Origin of the sequence: Enterobacter cloacae complex sp. GYL001, from assembly GCF_049237125.1 — a bacterium.
Taxonomy (GTDB): domain Bacteria; phylum Pseudomonadota; class Gammaproteobacteria; order Enterobacterales; family Enterobacteriaceae; genus Enterobacter; species Enterobacter hormaechei_C.
On record NZ_JBMKGW010000001.1, the window covers coordinates 729059 to 748568 of the forward strand.

The following is a 19510-nucleotide window of genomic DNA, read 5'->3' on the forward strand; positions in this document are numbered from 1 at the left end:
CGCTAAATTACCGAAAGAACAAAAAAAGCAGAGGATTCGTCTGAAATGCGATTCTGGTTTCTCCTTGTTGCGGCGCTCTTTCTTGCAGGATGCAGCAGCCATCGTGCACCTCCGCCCAACCCACGGCTTTCCGATTCCATTACGGTCATTGCCAGCCTGAACGATCAGCTCAGCAACTGGCGCGGCACACCTTATCGCTACGGCGGCATGAGCCGGGGCGGGGTGGATTGCTCGGGATTTGTGCTGATGACCTTCCGCGATAAATTTGACCTCCAGCTTCCGCGTGAAACGCGTATGCAGGCGAAAATCGGCACTGAAATTGATAAAGACGAGCTCCTGCCCGGCGATCTGGTCTTTTTTAAAACGGGCTCCGGTGAAAGCGGCCTTCATGTCGGCATCTATGATACCGATAATCAGTTCATTCATGCCTCGACCAGCCGTGGCGTGATGCGCTCCTCTCTGGATAATGTTTACTGGCGTAAAAACTTCTGGCAGGCCAGACGTATTTAACCGCTGCATAAAAATGCAGTGCGGAGGGCCTGGCGGTGAAAATAGACGTCAGGCTTTTCTTGCGGGTTGATTAAAGTTAAATTTTTGCCCAATTATTTATGTCCGCATGTGCCTGTTTTATCTAAAACTGGCTATTATTCAATAACCAGGATAAAATTAATTTAGATTCAGGGAAAAATCTGAAAATTAATACGGAAAGAATGAAATTAATCTTATTAAAATCAAGACAGTGGAATTGTGCCTGCAATTGCTCCAGGATGTTCTCTCTCATCTTTAATGCAGGACAAGCGCGATGATTATTACGCTAGATAATGCTTACCAGTCTGAACTTTTACTCCTTCCGGCGCGTGATAGTGCAGGTTTGCTTAAAGGTTTAGAGATTTTGGTTAACTTTACTGGCGTGGGTGCGGACGTACGGATCCCGACTGAACTGGTTATCCCACATCTTTCTCAGGAAGATGAATTAGCGCTGTTTCAGGAGAAACTGCAATTACTCGATACCTGTAAGCTATTTTTTATTCAGCATCAGTTAATTGCATGGATCAATATTACACCTGCAATTGTTGAGTTTTTATTAACTAATGAGAACGCTGTTTCAATCCTTGAGCGATATCCGTTTCTTGAGTTTACCGTTAATGAGAACTATCCAGGTTTAAATAACGGGAAAGACGATCCCTGTCTGGCAAGAATGGCGATCCATTTCCCCTTAGTGCTGGCTAACTTCGGTGCAGGGGCTGCGTCCCTTAAACCGGTTTATGATGGTCTGTTCAAACGGGTGATTCTGGATAAAAACTTTATCCAGCAGCGCGTGTCGGCACTCTCGTTTGAGCCTTTTATGCGCGCTATTCTTTGGCAGATCGCGCCGCATTGTCAGTCGGTCATGGTCTCGGGAATTGACGATCACGGCATCTTACAACGCGTGCTGCCCTTCAATTTTGGTGCAATGCAGGGAAGCCTGTGGCCTGCCGTCCCGGCAGAGCGGGTAACGACTCTCGTTCAGCAATAACCCCTTTCTTCGCCCGTGTTTACGTCCAGGGAAACCCTCTACACTTAAAGCAGGAGGACTTATGACCCTGTCTTTTACTGCTCACTGGCACGATGAATTACCCGGCTTTTACACCGCGCTTAAGCCAACGCCTCTACAGAACGCGCGTCTTATCTGGCATAACGATGCATTAGCGGATTCGCTTGGCATCCCTTCGACGCTTTTTCAGCCAGAAAAAGGCGCCGGCGTCTGGGGCGGCGAAACGCTGCTTCCGGGCATGAAGCCGCTGGCTCAGGTCTATAGCGGACATCAGTTTGGCGTCTGGGCGGGACAGCTCGGCGATGGCCGCGGCATCCTGCTGGGTGAACAGCTTCTGCCGAATGGCGAAACGCTCGACTGGCACCTGAAAGGGGCAGGGCTAACCCCGTACTCACGCATGGGGGATGGCCGCGCGGTGCTGCGTTCAACCATCCGTGAAGCTCTGGCTTCCGAGGCGATGCATGCCCTGGGGATCCCTACCTCACGCGCGCTGTCCATTGTCACCAGCGACACGCCGGTGGCCCGTGAAACGATGGAGCAGGGAGCGATGCTGGTCCGCGTTGCGGAAAGCCATCTGCGTTTCGGTCATTTTGAACACTTCTACTATCGCCGCGAGCCGGATAAGGTCCGCCAGCTTGCCGATTACGCCCTTCGCCGTCACTGGCCGCACCTGCAAAACGAGCCGGACCGCTATGTTCTCTGGTTCCGGGATATTGTCGCGCGCACTGCCGCAATGATTGCCCGCTGGCAGGCCGTCGGCTTTGCCCACGGGGTGATGAATACCGACAACATGTCCCTGTTAGGGCTGACGTTTGACTACGGTCCGTACGGCTTCCTTGATGACTATCAGCCGGGTTACATCTGTAACCATTCGGACTATCAGGGGCGTTACCGTTTCGACAACCAGCCTGCGGTGGGGCTGTGGAACCTTCAGCGGCTTGCGCAAAGCCTGTCGCCGTTTATCGACGTCGATGCCCTGAACGATGCGCTGGACAGCTATCAGGAGATCCTGCTGCGAGAATATGGTGTGTTAATGCGCAACAAGCTGGGGCTGATGACGCAGGAAAAAGGCGATAACGCGCTGTTGAATGGGCTGTTTGCCATCATGGTGCGTGAAGACAGCGACTATACCCGAACCTTCCGTATGCTGAGCCAGACCGCGCAGCAGAGCGCCGCGTCACCGCTGCGCGACGAGTTCATCGATCGTCAGGCGTTTGATGACTGGTTTGCCGTTTACCGGACGCGTTTACAGCAGGAACAGATTGATGACGATACCCGCCAGGCGCGGATGAAGGCGGTTAACCCGGCGATGGTGTTGCGCAACTGGCTGGCGCAGCGGGCCATTGAGCAGGCAGAGCAGGGGGATTATACCGAGCTGCATCGGCTGCATATCGCCCTGCGCACGCCGTTTGCCGACCGGGAGGATGACTATGTCAGCCGCCCGCCGGACTGGGGCAAGCGGCTGGAAGTGAGCTGCTCAAGCTAAGGGGCGAGAAAAACCTGCGGTGCGGCGTGCGCCGGATGTCTGCCGACGTGCACCTGCGCACCGTACCAGTGTGCCAGCGCGTCGGCCTGCAAAACCGTCTCCGGTATGCCCTGAGAAACAATCCTGCCGTTGTGTAACAGCAGGATCCGGTCCGACCATAATGCGGCAAGATTGAGATCGTGCAGCACCACGCAGGCGTGAAGATGGCCCTGACGGGTCAGCGATTTCAACAGGCGCAGCAGATGCTGCTGGTGGTAGAGATCCAGCGCGGAAGTGGGTTCGTCGAGAAATAGCCAGCCGCGCGGCGTTCCGTCACGCCACAGCTGCGCCAGCGCGCGGGCGAGCTGGACGCGCTGCTGCTCGCCGCCGGAGAGGGCATGATAACGCCTGCCGGCCAGCGGCAGGCAACCGGTCAGCTGCAACACCTCACGCACAATCGACGGTTCCGGGTGACGCGTCCAGGGCGCACGCCCCATGCCAACAATCTCCTCCACCTGCCAGTCAAATCCAGGCTGAGACTGCTGGCGCATCACCGCCCGATAGCGGGACAGCGTCTGCGGATGCCATTCATCCAGCGCTTTTCCCGCCAGCGAACAGCCGCCGCTGTCGGGTTTCAGGTAGCCGGTCAGCAGCCGCAGCAGCGTGGATTTCCCCGCGCCGTTGGGGCCGATCAATGTAACCAGCTCTCCCTGCGACAGTGACAGCGAAACGTTATCTGTCAGCGTGCGGCCAGATCGGGTAAAAGTAAGATTTTCAGCCGTATAACGTTCAGCCATGCTGTTCTCCACGACGAAAAATGAGCCATAAGAACCAGGGAGCACCAAGGATACTGGTGAGCAGGCCGACCGGCATTTCTGCCGGAGCGACCAGGGTGCGCGCGACCGTATCCGCCACCAGCAGCAGTAATGCGCCCGCGAGTACCGTGCCGGGGAGGGTTGCCCGGTGATCGGCGCCCAGCCACATGCGCATCAGGTGCGGCACCACGAGTCCGACAAAGCCAATCACGCCGCTGACGGCGACAGCCGCCGCGACCAGCAGGGCGCTGCATAACAGTAATATTCGCTGTACAAGGGCAACGTCCACGCCAAGGTAATGCGCTTCCTCCTCACCCAGTTGCAGTAAATTTAATGCGCTGGCACAACGCCAGATCGCCAGAACGGCAGGCACCATCAGCGAGGTCACGGCGAGCAGCGTTGACCACTGTGCCTGACCAAGACTTCCCATTCCCCAGAGTGAAAGCTGACGCAGCTGGGCGTCATTGCTGACCCACGAAAGCACACCCACTGCCGCACCGCACAGGGCATTGATGGCGATACCCACCAGCAACAGACGTGACAGAGAGGGGTCACGCTGCTTGCTGAGCAGGAAGATCACGCCAGTGGCTGCCAGCGCCCCAAGAAATGCCGCCAGCATAGGGGCGTAAAGCATCACCAGCGCGGGCAGCGAGAGCGGGAGCACCACCCACAGGGCGACGGCCAGCGCCGCACCGCTGCTGATCCCGAGCAGGCCCGGGTCGGCCAGTGGATTGCGGAACAGCCCCTGCATGACGCAGCCGGCGAGCGCCAGCGATCCGCCAATCACCAGCGCCAGCAGTACGCGGGGCAGACGGATGGTAAGCCAGATCTGGCGTAGCGTCTCATCGCTGCCGCTCCACAGCACGTTCACCGGCAGGCGTAACGCCCCAAAACCGGTGGCCATGAACGTCATGACGGTAAGCAACCCCGCCAGAAGCCATAACGATAACGTGATGCGCCGGGACATCAGGGCAGTTGCTCCGCTCTGGCACGCAGCTGTTGTATGGCTTTCGGCGTGCGGACGCTGAAGCCCAGCAGGGCCATATCATCAATAGCCAGCATCTGCTTGCTTCGTCCCGCTGGCGTTTGCGCCAGGCCGGGCAGTTTCCACAGATTTTCTTCGCCGCCCAGCGCGTTAAGACCGTCCTGCGAAATCACCACCAGATCCGGCTGGCTGGCCATCACCCCCTCCTGGGAAAGCGGCTGATAGCGGGTAAAGCCCTGCATGGCGTTCTGCAACCCGGCGGCGCGTATTGCCGCATCCGCGCCGGTCTGTTGCCCGGCCGCCATTGCGGTCATTCCGCCGTGGCTGAGGATAAACAGCACCCGCTTGTTGAGCGGTGTTGAGGGCAGTGCCGCCAGCGCCTGACGCAGCGAGTTGCGCAGGGTTTCCCCTTGCGCCTCATGATGCGTCGCCTGAGCTATCACCCGTACTTTTTCGTCAATCGTGCGCAGGTCAGGCGTGCCGGGAACGGTAACCACCCGGACGTGGCTCTGTTCAACCTGTTTCAGCGCCAGAGAGGGCTGCGCCTGGTCGCTTGACAGCACCAGCGTCGGGCGTACGGATAAAATCCCCTCCGCATTCAGCTGGCGAAGATACCCCACGTCAGGCAGCGCGTTTGTCGCCTGCGGCCACTGGCTGGTACTGTCGCGCGCAACCAGAGAAGACTCCGCGCCGAGGGCGTAGACGATCTCCGTCACGTCGCCGCCGAGGGCGACAATTCTCTCCGGCGCGGCGACGGCGACCAGCGGCAGGGCGCAGAGCAGGGCGAACCAGTTTTTCATGCGGCCAGCCCTTCTGGCGTCAGGGCGTCAATCTGGCGGCGCCACTGGTTCTGCTCAGGCTCGCCTTCGGTACGCTGCCCGTAGAGCTGGGCGATCTGAGTTCCGTCCGCAGCAAACAGCTCCAGGCTGGTAACGTGTCCGTCCGCCGTAGGCTTGCGCGTTACCCACGTCTCGGCGATAGTCTCCTCCAGCAGATGCAGGGTAAAGGTTGGGTTGAAGATGTTCAGCCAGCCCTTCATGGGCGTCAGTTTTTCCACCACACCGGTGAAGATCTGCACGCAGCCGCGGTTGCCGACGAAGATCATGATTTCGTTTCCGTCCTGTCGCGCCGTCTCCAGCAGCTGTGCCAGCGCGCTGTTATCCACCTTACAGGCCAGATCGTCACTCACCAGACGAAACGCCTGCTGGCGGCTCAGGTTATGGCGCTTCAGTAAGCTAAAGAACTGATGCACATCGGTCATGGAGCGCCACTCTTTCTCCACCGAGCCTGCATCAGCACCGTCGGAATGCGCAGGGGCATCGACAGCCTTCAGTGCCAGAGTGGGGTTATCGGCAATGATAAAACGGGTCAGCACGTCGCCCCAGGCGGCAACGTCGGTGTGATCCGTGGTGTAGACCTTCAGTAAAGCGTCGCCCTGATGATCGAAGAACTGAATGCTCTGACGTTCGCCGCGGGAGGTCGTTTCACTTATGTGAAACGCGCTCGCCCACTGGTTGAGGAACAAACGCAGATCCAGCGCGCGCGGATTCAGCACCAGCCCGGCGTGGCCGCCGAGGTGCTGGTTAGTAAACGCCCCGACCTGTTCGTGAACGGCGTATTCGTTACGGCAGATGCATTTGGTTTCCCCCACCGACTCCAGCGCTGCCAGAATCTCACGGATTTCACCGCGCAGCCGCCAGGCGTCGTGTCCAACGCGCGCAAATGCCAGCTCTGCTTCGCTGATGTGCATTAATCCGGCGATATCACGGGCGTACTTACCCGGATGTTCTTCTTTAAGCTCAAGCCAGCGTGTGTAGTGACCCATAATCTTATCCTTCTGAATCGTTGCCCCGAAGGGAATTACCATTGATAACTGACGAAGATCTTGCCGTTGCGGCCATCCTGCGGGATGCCTTGTGGTGACCAGTAGGCTTTGTCGAAGGCGTTCCCCAGCACGAGGGTGGTGGTGATGCCTTTGAACTGCTGCTGACCTTTATAGCTGACGTAGAAATCATTCACTGCGTAGCCAGGCTGCTCGCTGTAGCTGCTGCTGATGTGCGTTGAACGTTCGACGAAGGTGCCGATCCAGCCCACGGAGAAGCCGCTTTGCGCCACGGGGATATCCAGCTTGCTGGTGACGGTGTCCGGGTTGATGCTGGAGATGTATTCGCCCGTGTCGGTATCTTTCCCGCGCGTGCGGTTGTAGGCCACGTCCAGGTTGAACAAACTGGTCGCGTAGGTCGCCATCATGTCCCAGCCCCAGATTTTGGCATTTGGTACGTTATAGGACATGGTGGTGGCCGCCGCAAAATCGACGGTAGTGGAGATGTAATCTTTCGCTTTGGTGTCGAAGTAGCTGGCTTTGAACTCCAGCGCGTCGTTGGCGAGCAGCAGATCGTCAAAACGTAGCCCAAAACCGAACTCCTGGGTTTCGTTAGTTTCCGGACGCAGGTTCGGGTTCGGCACCCAGTAGTTGGTGTAGAAGCTGCCGATAGAGAAGTGCTTCGAGTCGTTATACATCTCGCCCATCGTTGGCGCACGGAAGGCCTGGGCGTAAGAGCCGAACAGCATCAGCCAGTCGGCTGGACTCACGGTTAACCCGGCGCGTGATGACCACTTATCCGCATCCACGTCGTCGTAACCGTCGCTGCTGCCGCGGTAGTTGTCGTAACGCGTCCCGCCGAGAAGCGTTACCGGCAGGTCGCGCAGGGTGATCTCATCCTGCAACCAGCCGGAGCTGAAGTCGATTTTCGCGTCCGGGAAGCCGGTGGTCGCGCCGCCAGAGTGTTGCTCCTGACGATAGTATTCCCCCCCGTAGGTCAGCAGGTGCGAGGCGAAGGAGTCGCTGAACAGGCGGGTGCGGTTTTCCACTTTGCCGCCTTTGGTAGTCTGCTTACGGAACTCGCCGCTGGCGTCGATGTTCTGGGCGTTGATCCGCGCTTCGGACCAGTAAATTTTCGCATCGGCGTTCAGCCAGTCGTTTCCGGCTGGCGCAATGCGGTAGCCAAGCTGGGCATCGCGCTGAATGGTGGAACGATCGGTCATCGGGTTACTGCTGCTGGCATCCGTGGTCTGCGGATTTTTCGGCTCCTGCGCGTCGTTGTTGTAGTAGCGCAGGGAGCCACTCAGCGTCTGCGCCGGATCGATTTTCCAGCTGCCTTTCGCCAGCATATTGTTGATGGATTCGTCGTTTGGCGCCCTCGCGCCGTCACTCTGGCGAATGTCGCCGCGATCGCGGCTGGACCAGGAGACCAGACCGTCCAGGGTATCGGTGCGGCCATAGGCGCTGGCACCCATCCCGATGCTATGATCGCCCGTTGCACCGGTAGCAAATACGCGATAGCCGCTGTTTTTACCTGCATCCAGCAGATCGCTGGCGTCGACGGTGTCATACGAAATTACGCCGCCCAGCGCGCCGCTGCCGTACAGCAAGGCGGAAGGACCACGTACTACTTCAATACGTTTGATCAGCGCCGGATCGAGGAACGTGCTGTTCAGGTGTCCGGTATCAGTGCCCTGGCGCACGCCATCCACCAGTATCAGCACGCCACGGCGGTCATAGCCCCGGAGGTTAACGTCCTGACCGTTGGTGCGCCCGGTGCCGTCCAGCATCAGACCGGGCACCTTGCGCAGCAGGTCGGCGGCGGAGCTGGCGGTCTGGTTTTCCGGCGCGGTGGCGTCAATCACGCTCACCATCATGGGGGCTTCAAAGGCGCTGCGGGCATTGCCGGTGGCGGTGACGGTGATTTCGTCTGCGGCGGCAAACGTAACGCCCGGCAGGGTGCTGACAATCGCCAGCGCCAGAAGAGACGGGCGTAAAGACGCGGATTGCAGGTGTGGCATAGCAACTCTCCATAAGAATTGAAAAGCGCTGGCTGCCTGGGGATCACCTGGGTGGCTGGCGAATGTGTTGTCTGGTTTATTTAGTCAGGATCAGTTTTCCGGCATTGGTCTGGCGCAGCAGGTAGTGCTGGCCGTCATGCTCGATAATGACCCGTCCCTCCTCACCCAACAGGCTTTTGCTGTCGATTCGGCGATCGGTGGGAGCAGGGGACGGTGCTGTGTGTGTTTTTGTTGGCGTTGCCGCGCTGTTATCGGTAGGTGACATAATGTTTATAAATAACAATCAATGTAACAATGATAATCATTATCAATAAACTGCAAATTCACGGCAAGCGTTTTTGTGAAAATTGTGTGACGGGATCAAATTTGGGGGAGAGGTGCGGTCTGATGCCCTCACCCCGACCCTCTCCCACGGGGAGAGGGAGAAGGGCACGTACCGTAGGCCGGGTAAGCGCAGCGTCACCCGGCAGGATTTTAAAAGCGTGTGTCCACGGCTGAAGCCAGCATCTCCAGCAGCAGCTCGCTGTCTTCCCAGCTCAGGCACGGGTCGGTGATCGACTGGCCGTACACCATCTGCTGTCCGGCAACAATTTTCTGTGTACCTTCCTTGATGAAGCTTTCCGCCATAATGCCGGTCACCGCGGTCGAGCCGCTGCGGATCTGCTGGCAAACTTCCTCGCAGACGTCCAGCTGGCGGCGGTGCTGTTTCTGACAGTTGCCGTGGCTGAAATCCACCACCAGATGCTCCGGCAGGTCAAATTCCGCCAGCGTTTCGCAGGCGGCGGCAATATCTTCTGCATGGTAATTCGGTTTTTTACCGCCACGCATAATGATATGTCCGAACGGGTTGCCGCTGGTCTGGTAGATGGTCATCTGGCCGTTTTTATCCGGGGAGAGGAACATATGGCTGGCGCGTGACGCGCGGATGGCATCTACGGCAATTCGGGTATTGCCGTCCGTTCCGTTTTTGAAGCCCACCGGGCAGGAAAGCGCCGACGCCATTTCACGGTGGATCTGGCTTTCGGTGGTACGTGCGCCAATCGCGCCCCAGCTAATGAGGTCGGCAATAAACTGTCCGGTCACCATATCCAGAAATTCGGTGGCAGTTGGCACGCCCAGCTCGTTAACCTGTAACAGCAGCTTGCGCGCCAGCGTAATACCGTGATTCACCCGGTAGCTACCGTTCAGATCGGGATCGGAAATCAATCCTTTCCAGCCCACGACGGTACGCGGCTTTTCAAAGTAGGTACGCATCACGATCTCCAGGCGATCCTGATACGTGCCGCGCAGCGTCTGAAGGCGTTGTGCATAATCCATTGCCGCGTCGAGGTCGTGGATGGAGCAGGGGCCAATCACCACCAGAAGACGTTTGTCTTCACCATTGAGAATTTTTTCGATGCGGCGACGGGAGGCCGTCACATGGTCCGCCACCTCGGCGGAAACGGGATGCAGCCGGGCCAGTTCAGCCGGTGTGACCAGGCTATCAATGCGCGCGGTGCGCAGTTCGTCGGTTTTATTCATGGAATGTCTCAGAAATTTTTTGCTTCATCGGCAGACTACCGGGAAGTGATGGGCATCACCTTAAACCAATCCCTGCTGATTTCAAGTTCGGGGCACGTCGCCCCGAAGATGGCGTGATAATAACTGAAACTGGATTAATGTACTAGCATATTAGTACATGCGGCGATTCAGCCCCATGATATCGAGGATTTTGGTGGCAATTTCTTCTACTGAATAGTTGGTACTGTTCAGCCAGGGAATTTGATTTTTCCGGTACAGCGCTTCGACTTCGGAGACTTCCATTCGGCACTGGCGCATCGAGGCGTAGCGGCTGTTCTCGCGACGTTCTTCGCGGATCGCTGCCAGTCGTTCCGGGTTGATGGTCAGCCCAAACAGCTTATGCTGGAGCGGCTTGAGCGCGGCGGGCAGCACCAGGTTATCCATATCATCGGCAATAAAGGGGTAGTTGGCGGCGCGAATGCCAAACTGCATGGCCAGGTAAAGGCTGGTGGGGGTTTTACCGCAGCGCGACACGCCGAGCAAAATCACCTGCGCCTGGTCGAGATTGCGCAGGGAGATCCCGTCGTCGTGCGCCAGGGTGTAGTCAATGGCGGCAATACGTGCATCGTATTTGGTCAGGTTGCCGGGGTTCAACCCGTGGGTACGGTGGGCGATCGGCGTCGGGTCGAGCTTCAGCTCGCTTTGCAAGGGAGCAACCAGCGCCTGCACGATGTCCTGACAGAAGCCCTCGCTTTGCAAAATGATGTTGCGGATCTCAGGGATCACAATGGAATAGAACACCAGCGGACGAACGCCGGTCTGCTGGTAAATGGCGTCGATCTGGTCCTTGACCGCTTTGGCCCGGCTCTCATTTTCCACGAACGGCAACGTGATGCTATTTATCGATACCGGAAACTGCGACATCACCGCGTGTCCCAGCACCTCGGCGGTAATCGCCGTCCCATCAGAAATATAAAAAACGTGGCGATCGACAGCATTATCCATTTTATCCACCCTGAATAGCGTACGTAATTGCCTGAAAGCATAAATTAAAAAAGTTAATTTCACAGCAAAGAACTTATCTGAATTTAAAATGAAATGGTGTTTTTGATTTTCCTGAAAAGTGGATTTCATTTTTCGAATAGCGGCTTTATTTCTATGGTTTTTGCCGGAATCTATAGGAATCATCGGGTTAGCGAGTGCCGGGAAACTGTCCGAAAAGTTGAAAATTTAAATTGCTTACACGATTCACCGTTTTTTTAGCGGAAATAAATATGCCAGTATAAATACGTAGTCAGGTGTTTCTTACTCCGATCAAATATCACAAAAGGATTGTTTCGATGTCCAACAATGGCTCGTCACCGCTGGTGCTTTGGTATAACCAACTCGGCATGAATGATGTAGACAGAGTTGGGGGCAAAAATGCCTCCCTGGGTGAAATGATTACAAATCTGTCCGGTATGGGTGTCTCCGTACCTAACGGGTTTGCCACAACCGCCGATGCGTTTAACCTGTTTTTAGACCAGAGCGGTGTAAACCAGCGCATTTACGACCTGCTGGATAAAACGGATATTGATGATGTCACCGAGCTTGCCAAAGCCGGCGCGCAAATCCGCCAGTGGATTATCGACACACCTTTCCAGCCGGAACTGGAAAAAGCCATTCACGACGCGTACAACCAGCTCTCCGCTGACGACGCGCAGGCCTCCTTTGCCGTGCGCTCTTCCGCCACCGCGGAAGATATGCCGGACGCCTCTTTCGCCGGTCAGCAGGAAACGTTCCTGAACGTTCAGGGCTATGACGCGGTGCTGGTGGCGGTGAAGCACGTCTTCGCCTCCCTCTTCAACGACCGCGCCATCTCCTATCGCGTCCATCAGGGCTATGACCACCGCGGCGTCGCGCTCTCCGCAGGCGTACAGCGCATGGTGCGTTCCGACGTAGGCTCTTCCGGCGTGATGTTCTCTATCGACACTGAATCCGGCTTCGACCAGGTGGTGTTTATCACCTCCGCGTGGGGTCTGGGCGAAATGGTGGTGCAGGGGGCGGTAAACCCTGACGAATTCTACGTGCACAAGCCTACGCTGGCGGCTAACCGTCCGGCAGTGGTACGTCGCACCATGGGCTCGAAAAAAATTCGCATGATCTATGCTCCGACGCAAGAGCATGGCAAGCAGGTCACCATTGAAGATGTGCCGCAGGAGCAGCGGGATCGCTTCTCACTGACCGACGCCGAAGTGGAAGAGCTGGCGAAGCAGGCGGTGCAGATTGAAAAACACTATGGCCGTCCAATGGACATCGAGTGGGCGAAAGACGGACACACCGGCAAGCTGTTTATCGTTCAGGCGCGTCCGGAAACCGTCCGTTCACGCGGTCAGGTCATGGAGCGCTACACCCTGCACGCGCAGGGCAAAATTGTCGCGGAAGGCCGCGCAATTGGTCACCGCATCGGTGCCGGTCCGGTGAAAGTGATCCACGACATCAGCGAAATGAACCGCATTCAGCCCGGCGACGTGCTGGTGACCGACATGACCGACCCGGACTGGGAACCGATCATGAAAAAAGCGGCTGCCATCGTCACCAACCGCGGTGGCCGTACCTGTCACGCGGCTATTATCGCCCGTGAGCTGGGGATCCCGGCGGTAGTCGGCTGCGGTGACGCGACCGAACGCATGAAGGATGACCAGAAGGTGACGGTCTCCTGCGCTGAAGGCGATACCGGCTACGTGTATGCCGATATCCTCGACTTCAGCGTGAAAAGCTCCAGCGTGGATACCATGCCGGACCTGCCGCTGAAGATCATGATGAACGTCGGTAACCCGGACCGCGCGTTTGACTTCGCCTGCCTGCCGAACGAAGGCGTGGGCCTGGCGCGTCTGGAATTTATTATTAACCGTATGATCGGGGTGCACCCGCGTGCGCTGCTGGAGTTCGACGACCAGGACGCAAAACTGCAAAACGAAATCCGCGAGATGATGAAGGGTTACGACTCGCCGAGAGAGTTCTATGTGGGGCGTCTGACGGAAGGGATCGCCACGCTCGGCGCGGCCTTCTACCCGAAACGCGTGATCGTGCGTCTGTCGGACTTTAAGTCCAACGAATACGCCAACCTGGTGGGCGGCGAACGCTACGAGCCGGAAGAAGAGAACCCGATGCTGGGCTTCCGCGGTGCCGGACGCTACGTGTCGGAAAGCTTCCGCGACTGCTTCGCGCTGGAGTGCGAGGCGGTAAAACGCGTGCGCAATGACATGGGGCTGGCCAACGTGGAAATCATGATCCCGTTCGTCCGTACCGTGGATCAGGCGAAAGCGGTGGTGGATGAGCTGGCGCGTCAGGGGCTGAAGCGCGGTGAGAACGGGCTGAAGATCATCATGATGTGTGAAATTCCGTCCAACGCCCTGCTGGCCGAGCAGTTCCTGGAGCACTTCGACGGCTTCTCCATTGGCTCGAATGACATGACGCAGCTGGCGCTCGGCCTGGACCGCGACTCCGGCGTCGTCTCTGAGCTGTTCGATGAGCGTAACGAGGCGGTGAAAGCGCTGCTCTCCATGGCCATCCGCGCGGCGAAGAAACAGGGTAAATATGTCGGGATTTGCGGCCAGGGTCCTTCTGACCATGAAGACTTTGCGGCCTGGCTGATGGATGAGGGGATTGATAGCCTCTCCCTGAACCCGGACACCGTGGTGCAGACCTGGCTGAGCCTGGCAGAGCTGAACAAGTAAAACCTGCACAACCTGAAAAAGGCGAGGATATCTGTCCTCGCCTTTTTTATTTTCCTGCGAATATGCTCACCATCACAAATAAAGCAAAAAACCAAATATCATAATTTATCTGTTAATTTAGACAATTGTTAGCGGGCAGGGCGTTGCTAATACTTGAGCCTTACCGCGTACATCCGTCGGGATGATGCGCGACTGGTTGAAATACGTTTTAACCTGATAAAAAGGCAAATAACAATGACAATCTCCTCTGTATTACGTACCAAAGATAAAATAGGTTACGGCCTCGGCGATATGGCCAGCGCGCTGGTCTGGCAAACGGCAACGTTATTTCTCGCTTATTTCTATACGGACGTATTCGGTTTGCCTGCGGCCATTATGGGCACCATGTTTTTAGTGGTGCGCGTGGTCGATGCGTTTGTCGACCCGTGCATTGGCGCGCTGGTGGACCGCACTCAGACCCGCCACGGTCGTTTTCGTCCCTGGCTGCTCTGGTTTGCCATTCCGTTTGGCGTGAGCTGCCTGATTACCTTCTACGTACCGGATGCCGGGGCGACGGCAAAAATTGTCTATGCCTGCGTAACCTATGCCATCCTGAGCCTGATCTATTCCGCGATTAACGTCCCTTACTGCGCCATGCCCGGCGCGCTGACGCTCGACCCGCGCGAACGCCACTCGCTGCAATCCTGGCGCTTTGGCCTGTCGTTTATCGGCGGGTTGATTGTAACGGTCATCGCGCTGCCGCTGGTCTCATTATTAGGCCAGGGGAATGTGCAAAAAGGCTATTTCTATGCCATGAGCCTGATGGGGCTGCTGGGCATTGTTTTATTCTTCTGCTGCTTCTTTATGAGCCGGGAGCGTTACTCGCCGCGCAATGACACCTCCGGCTCGATGCTGACGGATTTAAAACTGCTGGCCGCCAATAGCCAGTGGCGAATTGTTTTTCTGTTTAATATTTTACTGTTAACCGCCGTCGTGACGCGTGGCTCTGCGACCATGTATTACGTTAATTATGTTCTGTTACGTCCGGAACTGGTTTTTGCCTTTATTGTTTCCGGCATGGTGGCCTCCTTAAGCGGCGCATTATTATCTGAACGCCTGCTGGGCAAATTTGACCGGGTGCGTGCCTATCAGTGGACCATTATTTCTTTCGTTATTTTTGGCGCGCTGATTTTCTTCATTCCGCCTTCGCAGGTGTGGCTGATATTCGGTCTGAATATTGTGTTTAGTTTTATTCAGAACCTGACCACGCCGCTGCAATGGACCATGTTCTCCGATGTGGTGGACTACGAAGAACACCGTAGTGGCCGCCGCCTGGACGGGCTGGTCTTTTCTACCGCCCTGTTTGCCATCAAGTTTGGGCTGGCGCTGGGTGGGGCGGTGGTCGGTTGGGTGCTTGGCATGGTGGATTACGCTCCCGGTCAGGCAAACCAGGCGCCTCACGTTCTCGCAACCATCAATGCCCTGTTCACCCTGATCCCCTGCGCGCTGTTCCTCTGCATGGTGGCGCTCCTTGCCATCTACAAACTTAACAGCCGGCTGGTGGACAGCATCGCCCGCGAGCTGGCCAGCAAACGCGATAGTCGAAACGATGCGGGGCAGCTCAGCCCGGCAACCCAATCCGCACTACAGGAGTAAACCATGACTGCGATCTACAAGGACGCGGGACGTTCCGTACACGAGCGTGTCGCTGATTTACTGGCGCGTATGACGCCGGAAGAGAAATTTGCCCAGATGCACGCGTACTGGCTGATCCTTGATGAACACGGCAACCACCGCGAGCGCAGCGATCTGAGCGATGAATTCGCCGGCGTGAGTGAACAGGCGTCCCTCAGCGAAAGGCTGAAGCTGGGCGTCGGGCAGATCACCCGCCCGCTCGGCACGCACATTGTTGATGCAAAAACCGGCGTGCGTGCCGCCAACCGCCTGCAACGCATGATGATGGAGGAGACCCGGCTCGGCATTCCGGCGCTGTTTCATGAGGAGTGTCTGGTGGGGCTGCTGTGCAAAGATGCAACGCTGTTCCCGTCGTCGCTGAACTACGGTTCTACCTGGGACCCGGCGCTGGTGCAGCGCACGGCGGAGCAGATTGGCAAAGAGGCCCGATCCGTCGGGTGCCAGCAGGGGCTGGCCCCGGTGCTGGATGTCTCGCGCGATGTGCGCTGGGGACGGACGGAAGAGACCTTTGGGGAAGATCCGTGGCTGGTAGGGGTGATGGCGACGGCGTACGTGAAGGGGTTGCAGGGCGATAAGCGCGATCTGCTGGCGACCCTGAAACATTACGTCGGCCACTCCTTCAGCGAAGGGGCGCGCAATCATGCGCCGGTTCATCTCGGTTTCAACGAGCTAAACGATACCTTCCTGCTGCCGTTTGAGATGGCGGTGAAGCTGGCCAACGCCGGTTCGGTGATGCCAGCCTATCACGACATTGATAATCAGCCAGGGCACAGCGACCATTTTCTGCTCACCACCGTGCTGCGTGAACAGTGGGGCTTCGACGGCATTATCGTGGCGGATTACGGCGGCGTCAGCCTGCTGCACCAGCACCACGGGATTTCTCACGATCCAGCACAATCGGCGGCTCTGGCGTTTAACGCCGGGCTGGACGTGGAATTGCCGAAGGATGACTGCGCGCGTCATCTGGCGGAAGCGGTAGAGCGTGGGCTTATCTCAATGGCGAAAGTGGATGAGATTGTGGCGCGCGTGCTCAGTGAAAAATTCCGTCTTGGGCTGTTTGAAAAACCGTACGCCGACGAAGACGGTATCGATTTGCAGAATGAGGCGACCCGGCAGGTGGCGCGCGAGGTGGCAACAAAATCGATCACGCTGCTGGAAAATAACGGCATTTTGCCCCTCGGCGGAAAACCCCGTGTAGCGGTAGTGGGGCCGACGGCGGACGATCCACTGGCGTTACTGAGCGGCTACAGCTTCCCGGTTCACCTGATTATCAGCGATATGGTTGAAGACACTTCGCAGGTGACTACCCCGCGCGCGGCGCTGGAACAGTACCTTGGCGCATCACAGATACGTTACGCCAAAGGGTGTCACATTATCGAAAAACGGATGGCGGGCGCACCGGTGTTCCCGGGCGACAGCGGCGGTAAGCCGATGCAGCAATCGCCGGTTTCACAACGCACGGATCTGATCCCCGACGCCGTGAGCGCGGCAAAAGAGAGTGACGTGGTGGTAGCCTGCGTGGGCGACCTCGCCGGACTATTCCAGAGCGGCACCGTGGGGGAAGGTTCGGATACCGATTCGCTGGATCTGCCGGGCGTGCAGCAACAGCTGCTGGAGGCGCTGGTGGCAACCGGTAAGCCGGTGATTGTCGTCATGACGGGTGGGCGTCCTTATAACCTTCAGGGGCTGGAAGAGAAGGTGGCCGCGCTGATGATGGCCTGGGCGCCGGGGCAGGAAGGGGGCTGGGCGATTGCCGATGTATTAACCGGCCGCGCGGAGCCGCAGGGCAGGCTGGTAGTGAGCGTGCCGAAAAACGCCGGGGCGATGCCGTACTACTATAACCACAAGCTGAAAAGCGGCGGCACGCCGTTTGCGTTCCATTTCGGCGCACTTTACCCGTTCGGTTACGGTCTCGGCTGGACGCAGTTTCGCTGGGGCGCGGCCCGCCTGGCGGAAAGCCGCGTCCCGATCGACGGAGAGGTGGCGTTAAGCGTCGATATCACCAACACCGGCGAGCGCAGCGGCAGCGAAGTGGTACAGGTGTACGTACGCGATAAGGTCGCCACGCAGGTGCGTCCGCTTCAGGAGCTGAAAGCGTTCCAGCGCGTTACGCTTTCACCGGGAGAAACCGCCACGCTGACCTTTACCCTGCCGGTGGAGATGTTTAATTTCACCCGCCGGGACGGGAAGCGGATTGTCGAGCCAGGGGAATTTGAGCTACAGGTTGGCGCGTCCTCGGCGGATATACGCGAGGTGGTGAACGTGCTGGTAACCGGGGAGACGCGGGAGCTGGCGGGGGAATGGCGCATGCTCAGCCGCTGTGACATTACACGGGCGTAAAAAGGATAAAAAAAAGCCCATCGTGGGAGATGGGCAAAGACTACACACAGCAATTCGTTGTTTCACTCAGGGGATTTCCATGCTTATAAATCAAGGTGTTGATTTATAACCGTGTCTTAATAGTAGGCATGCCAGGATTTTGAGTCGATCGGATTCGTCTCAATAGTTAAAGGCAGGTAAAGATTTCTTGAAGAGAATGACGGTTTTAGGCAGAAAAAGGCGGGTCTGACCAGTGTGCAGAGAATAAATAGTTTAGCAACGTTTAAGTATTGCTGTGGAGAGTGTAGCCGGGTAAGCGTTAGCGCCACCCGGCCTACGTTCTTACTGCGCGTTCTTATCTTCCAGTTCTTCAAGTTCGCTTAAGATGACGTCAGGGTCGGTTCCCGGCGGCGGCACTTCATGCACCCAGGCGGAGAAGAGACGCCAGGTTACCGCAAGCAGCACCGGACCGATGAACAGGCCAATCATGCCGAAGGCAATTAACCCCCCGATCACCCCGGACAGGATCAGAATCAGCGGCAGGTCAGCGCCCATGCGGATGAGGAGGGGACGGATCACGTTATCCATGGTGCCCACCACGCAACTCCAGACCAGTAGCACCGTGCCCCAGGTCGTGTCCCCCGTCCAGTAAAGCCAGATAATGCAGGGAACCAGCACCAGCAGCGGACCGAGCTGAGCCAGACAGGTCATCAGCATGACGACGGTGAAAATGGTGGCATAAGGTACGCCGGAAATTGCCAGCCCGATTCCGCCAAGTACAGCCTGCACCAGCGCTGTGACCACCACGCCGAGCGCTACCGCGCGGACGGCCTGGGCTGCCAGCAGCACGGCCGCATCGCCGCGTTTACCTGCCAGTCGGGTGGCGAAATGACGCACCCCCAGCGCAACCTGCTCGCCGCGCCAGTACAGCAGGGCGCTGAAGACCAGCATCAACGTACAGTGCATCATGAAGCGACCAATGTGCGCAGCCTGCCCCACAAACCAGGTGGTGGTTGTGCCGATGTACGGACGCACTTTGGCCATCAGGGCGCTACCGCCCATCTCCAGCAGGCTGTGCCAGCCGCTGTACAGTTTTGCGCCCACAACAGGAATACTGTTCAGCCACGCGAGATCCGGCAGCGTCATATCACCGCTGGTGACCGCGCGAATAACCGGGCCGCTACTGTCAACCAGGCTGTTAACCAGCAGTGCAATGGGAATAATAAACAGCAGGAACAACAGCAGCGTCATCACCAGCACGGCCAGGCCGCGGCGACCAAACAGCAGTTTCTGCAAACGTAAGAGTAAAGGCCAGGTTGCGACGACGACGGTCGCGGCCCAGGCAAATCCGAGCACGAAAGGACGAACAATCCACAGACACGCAATAATCATAATGGCTAAGAACAGCACCGACAGCAGTATCTGCGCGACATCCCTGGGCTGACGAAGATTGACCATAAACGAAACTTTCCTTAAATGAACACCAGCAAGGCTGATGGGAATATAAACCGCATCTCTCTAATCATTAGTGATTTCAGCGATTTTTGACAGGCGGATTTTGCCCGTAATTCTACGAAGCACATAAGAAAAAAATGTGATAAAACTTTCCAGACACAACGCAAACGATTTCACACTATTCTCATTAGGGTCGACAGC

At 57.2% G+C, this 19510-nt stretch carries 15 protein-coding genes and 1 other RNA gene; 6 read left to right on the forward strand and 10 right to left on the reverse strand.

Annotation, left to right across the window (positions count from 1 at the left end):
• Positions 1-45: 45 nt before the first annotated feature.
• The 3 genes from ACOTWU_RS03515 (at position 46) to selO (ending at position 3020) form a co-directional block, all read left to right on the forward strand.
• On the forward strand, positions 46-510 hold the full coding sequence (locus ACOTWU_RS03515; protein WP_015570730.1) for an NlpC/P60 family protein: 465 nt from the start codon (positions 46-48) through the stop codon (positions 508-510).
• 292 nt (positions 511-802) lie between these two features.
• On the forward strand, positions 803-1516 hold the full coding sequence (locus ACOTWU_RS03520) for an EAL domain-containing protein (protein WP_017384651.1): 714 nt from the start codon (positions 803-805) through the stop codon (positions 1514-1516).
• Positions 1517-1577: 61 nt separating this feature from the next.
• A complete protein-coding gene (gene selO / locus ACOTWU_RS03525; protein ID WP_126498918.1) occupies positions 1578-3020 on the forward strand; it encodes a protein adenylyltransferase SelO in 1443 nt (480 codons plus the stop codon).
• Here selO and ACOTWU_RS03530 read toward each other — a convergent pair.
• The 8 genes from ACOTWU_RS03530 to ppsR form a co-directional block, all read right to left on the reverse strand.
• Positions 3017-3796, reverse strand: coding sequence for a heme ABC transporter ATP-binding protein (locus ACOTWU_RS03530; protein WP_015570728.1), 780 nt, complete (start codon positions 3794-3796; stop codon positions 3017-3019). The genes selO and ACOTWU_RS03530 overlap by 4 nt on opposite strands.
• Positions 3789-4781, reverse strand: coding sequence for a FecCD family ABC transporter permease (locus tag ACOTWU_RS03535; protein ID WP_017384648.1), 993 nt, complete (start codon positions 4779-4781; stop codon positions 3789-3791). The genes ACOTWU_RS03530 and ACOTWU_RS03535 overlap by 8 nt, the downstream gene beginning before the upstream one ends.
• Positions 4781-5599: a heme/hemin ABC transporter substrate-binding protein gene (locus ACOTWU_RS03540; protein WP_015570726.1), complete on the reverse strand. Its 819-nt coding sequence runs from the start codon at positions 5597-5599 to the stop codon at positions 4781-4783. Before ACOTWU_RS03540 ends, ACOTWU_RS03535 begins: the two co-directional genes overlap by 1 nt.
• On the reverse strand, positions 5596-6624 hold the full coding sequence (gene chuS, locus ACOTWU_RS03545) for a hematinate-forming heme oxygenase ChuS (RefSeq protein WP_126498917.1): 1029 nt from the start codon (positions 6622-6624) through the stop codon (positions 5596-5598). The genes ACOTWU_RS03540 and chuS overlap by 4 nt, the downstream gene beginning before the upstream one ends.
• Before the next feature lie 35 nt (positions 6625-6659).
• On the reverse strand, positions 6660-8642 hold the full coding sequence (locus ACOTWU_RS03550; RefSeq protein WP_126498916.1) for a TonB-dependent hemoglobin/transferrin/lactoferrin family receptor: 1983 nt from the start codon (positions 8640-8642) through the stop codon (positions 6660-6662).
• 76 nt (positions 8643-8718) lie between these two features.
• Complete coding sequence (hemP, locus tag ACOTWU_RS03555; RefSeq protein ID WP_015570723.1) at positions 8719-8907, reverse strand: hemin uptake protein HemP; 189 nt, start codon at positions 8905-8907, stop codon at positions 8719-8721.
• A 209-nt stretch (positions 8908-9116) separates the two neighbouring features.
• Complete coding sequence (gene aroH / locus ACOTWU_RS03560; RefSeq protein WP_059295467.1) at positions 9117-10163, reverse strand: 3-deoxy-7-phosphoheptulonate synthase AroH; 1047 nt, start codon at positions 10161-10163, stop codon at positions 9117-9119.
• 150 nt (positions 10164-10313) lie between these two features.
• The gene (gene ppsR, locus ACOTWU_RS03565) at positions 10314-11147 is read right to left on the reverse strand and encodes a posphoenolpyruvate synthetase regulatory kinase/phosphorylase PpsR (protein ID WP_017384644.1); all 834 of its coding nucleotides are present in this window, start codon (positions 11145-11147) and stop codon (positions 10314-10316) included.
• Positions 11148-11482: 335 nt separating this feature from the next.
• Between ppsR and ppsA the strand changes: the two genes are divergently transcribed.
• The 3 genes from ppsA to ACOTWU_RS03580 all read left to right on the forward strand — a co-directional run bounded on the left by ppsA (position 11483) and on the right by ACOTWU_RS03580 (position 17875).
• Positions 11483-13861 (forward strand): phosphoenolpyruvate synthase, encoded by a 2379-nt coding sequence (gene ppsA / locus ACOTWU_RS03570; protein ID WP_017693581.1) that lies wholly within the window; start codon positions 11483-11485, stop codon positions 13859-13861.
• A gap of 234 nt (positions 13862-14095) precedes the next feature.
• The gene (locus ACOTWU_RS03575) at positions 14096-15496 is read left to right on the forward strand and encodes an MFS transporter (RefSeq protein ID WP_126498915.1); all 1401 of its coding nucleotides are present in this window, start codon (positions 14096-14098) and stop codon (positions 15494-15496) included.
• 3 nt (positions 15497-15499) lie between these two features.
• Positions 15500-17875 carry a glycoside hydrolase family 3 N-terminal domain-containing protein gene (locus tag ACOTWU_RS03580; protein WP_063623903.1) on the forward strand — a complete coding sequence of 792 codons (2376 nt, stop codon included), beginning with the start codon at positions 15500-15502 and terminating at the stop codon, positions 17873-17875.
• A gap of 5 nt (positions 17876-17880) precedes the next feature.
• Here ACOTWU_RS03580 and rprA read toward each other — a convergent pair.
• Positions 17881-17988, reverse strand: an RNA gene (rprA, locus tag ACOTWU_RS03585) — antisense sRNA RprA.
• A gap of 208 nt (positions 17989-18196) precedes the next feature.
• Positions 18197-19312, reverse strand: a complete 1116-nt coding sequence (gene ydiK / locus ACOTWU_RS03590; protein WP_015570721.1) for an AI-2E family transporter YdiK — start codon at positions 19310-19312, stop codon at positions 18197-18199.
• Between the last annotated feature and the right edge of the window lie 198 nt (positions 19313-19510).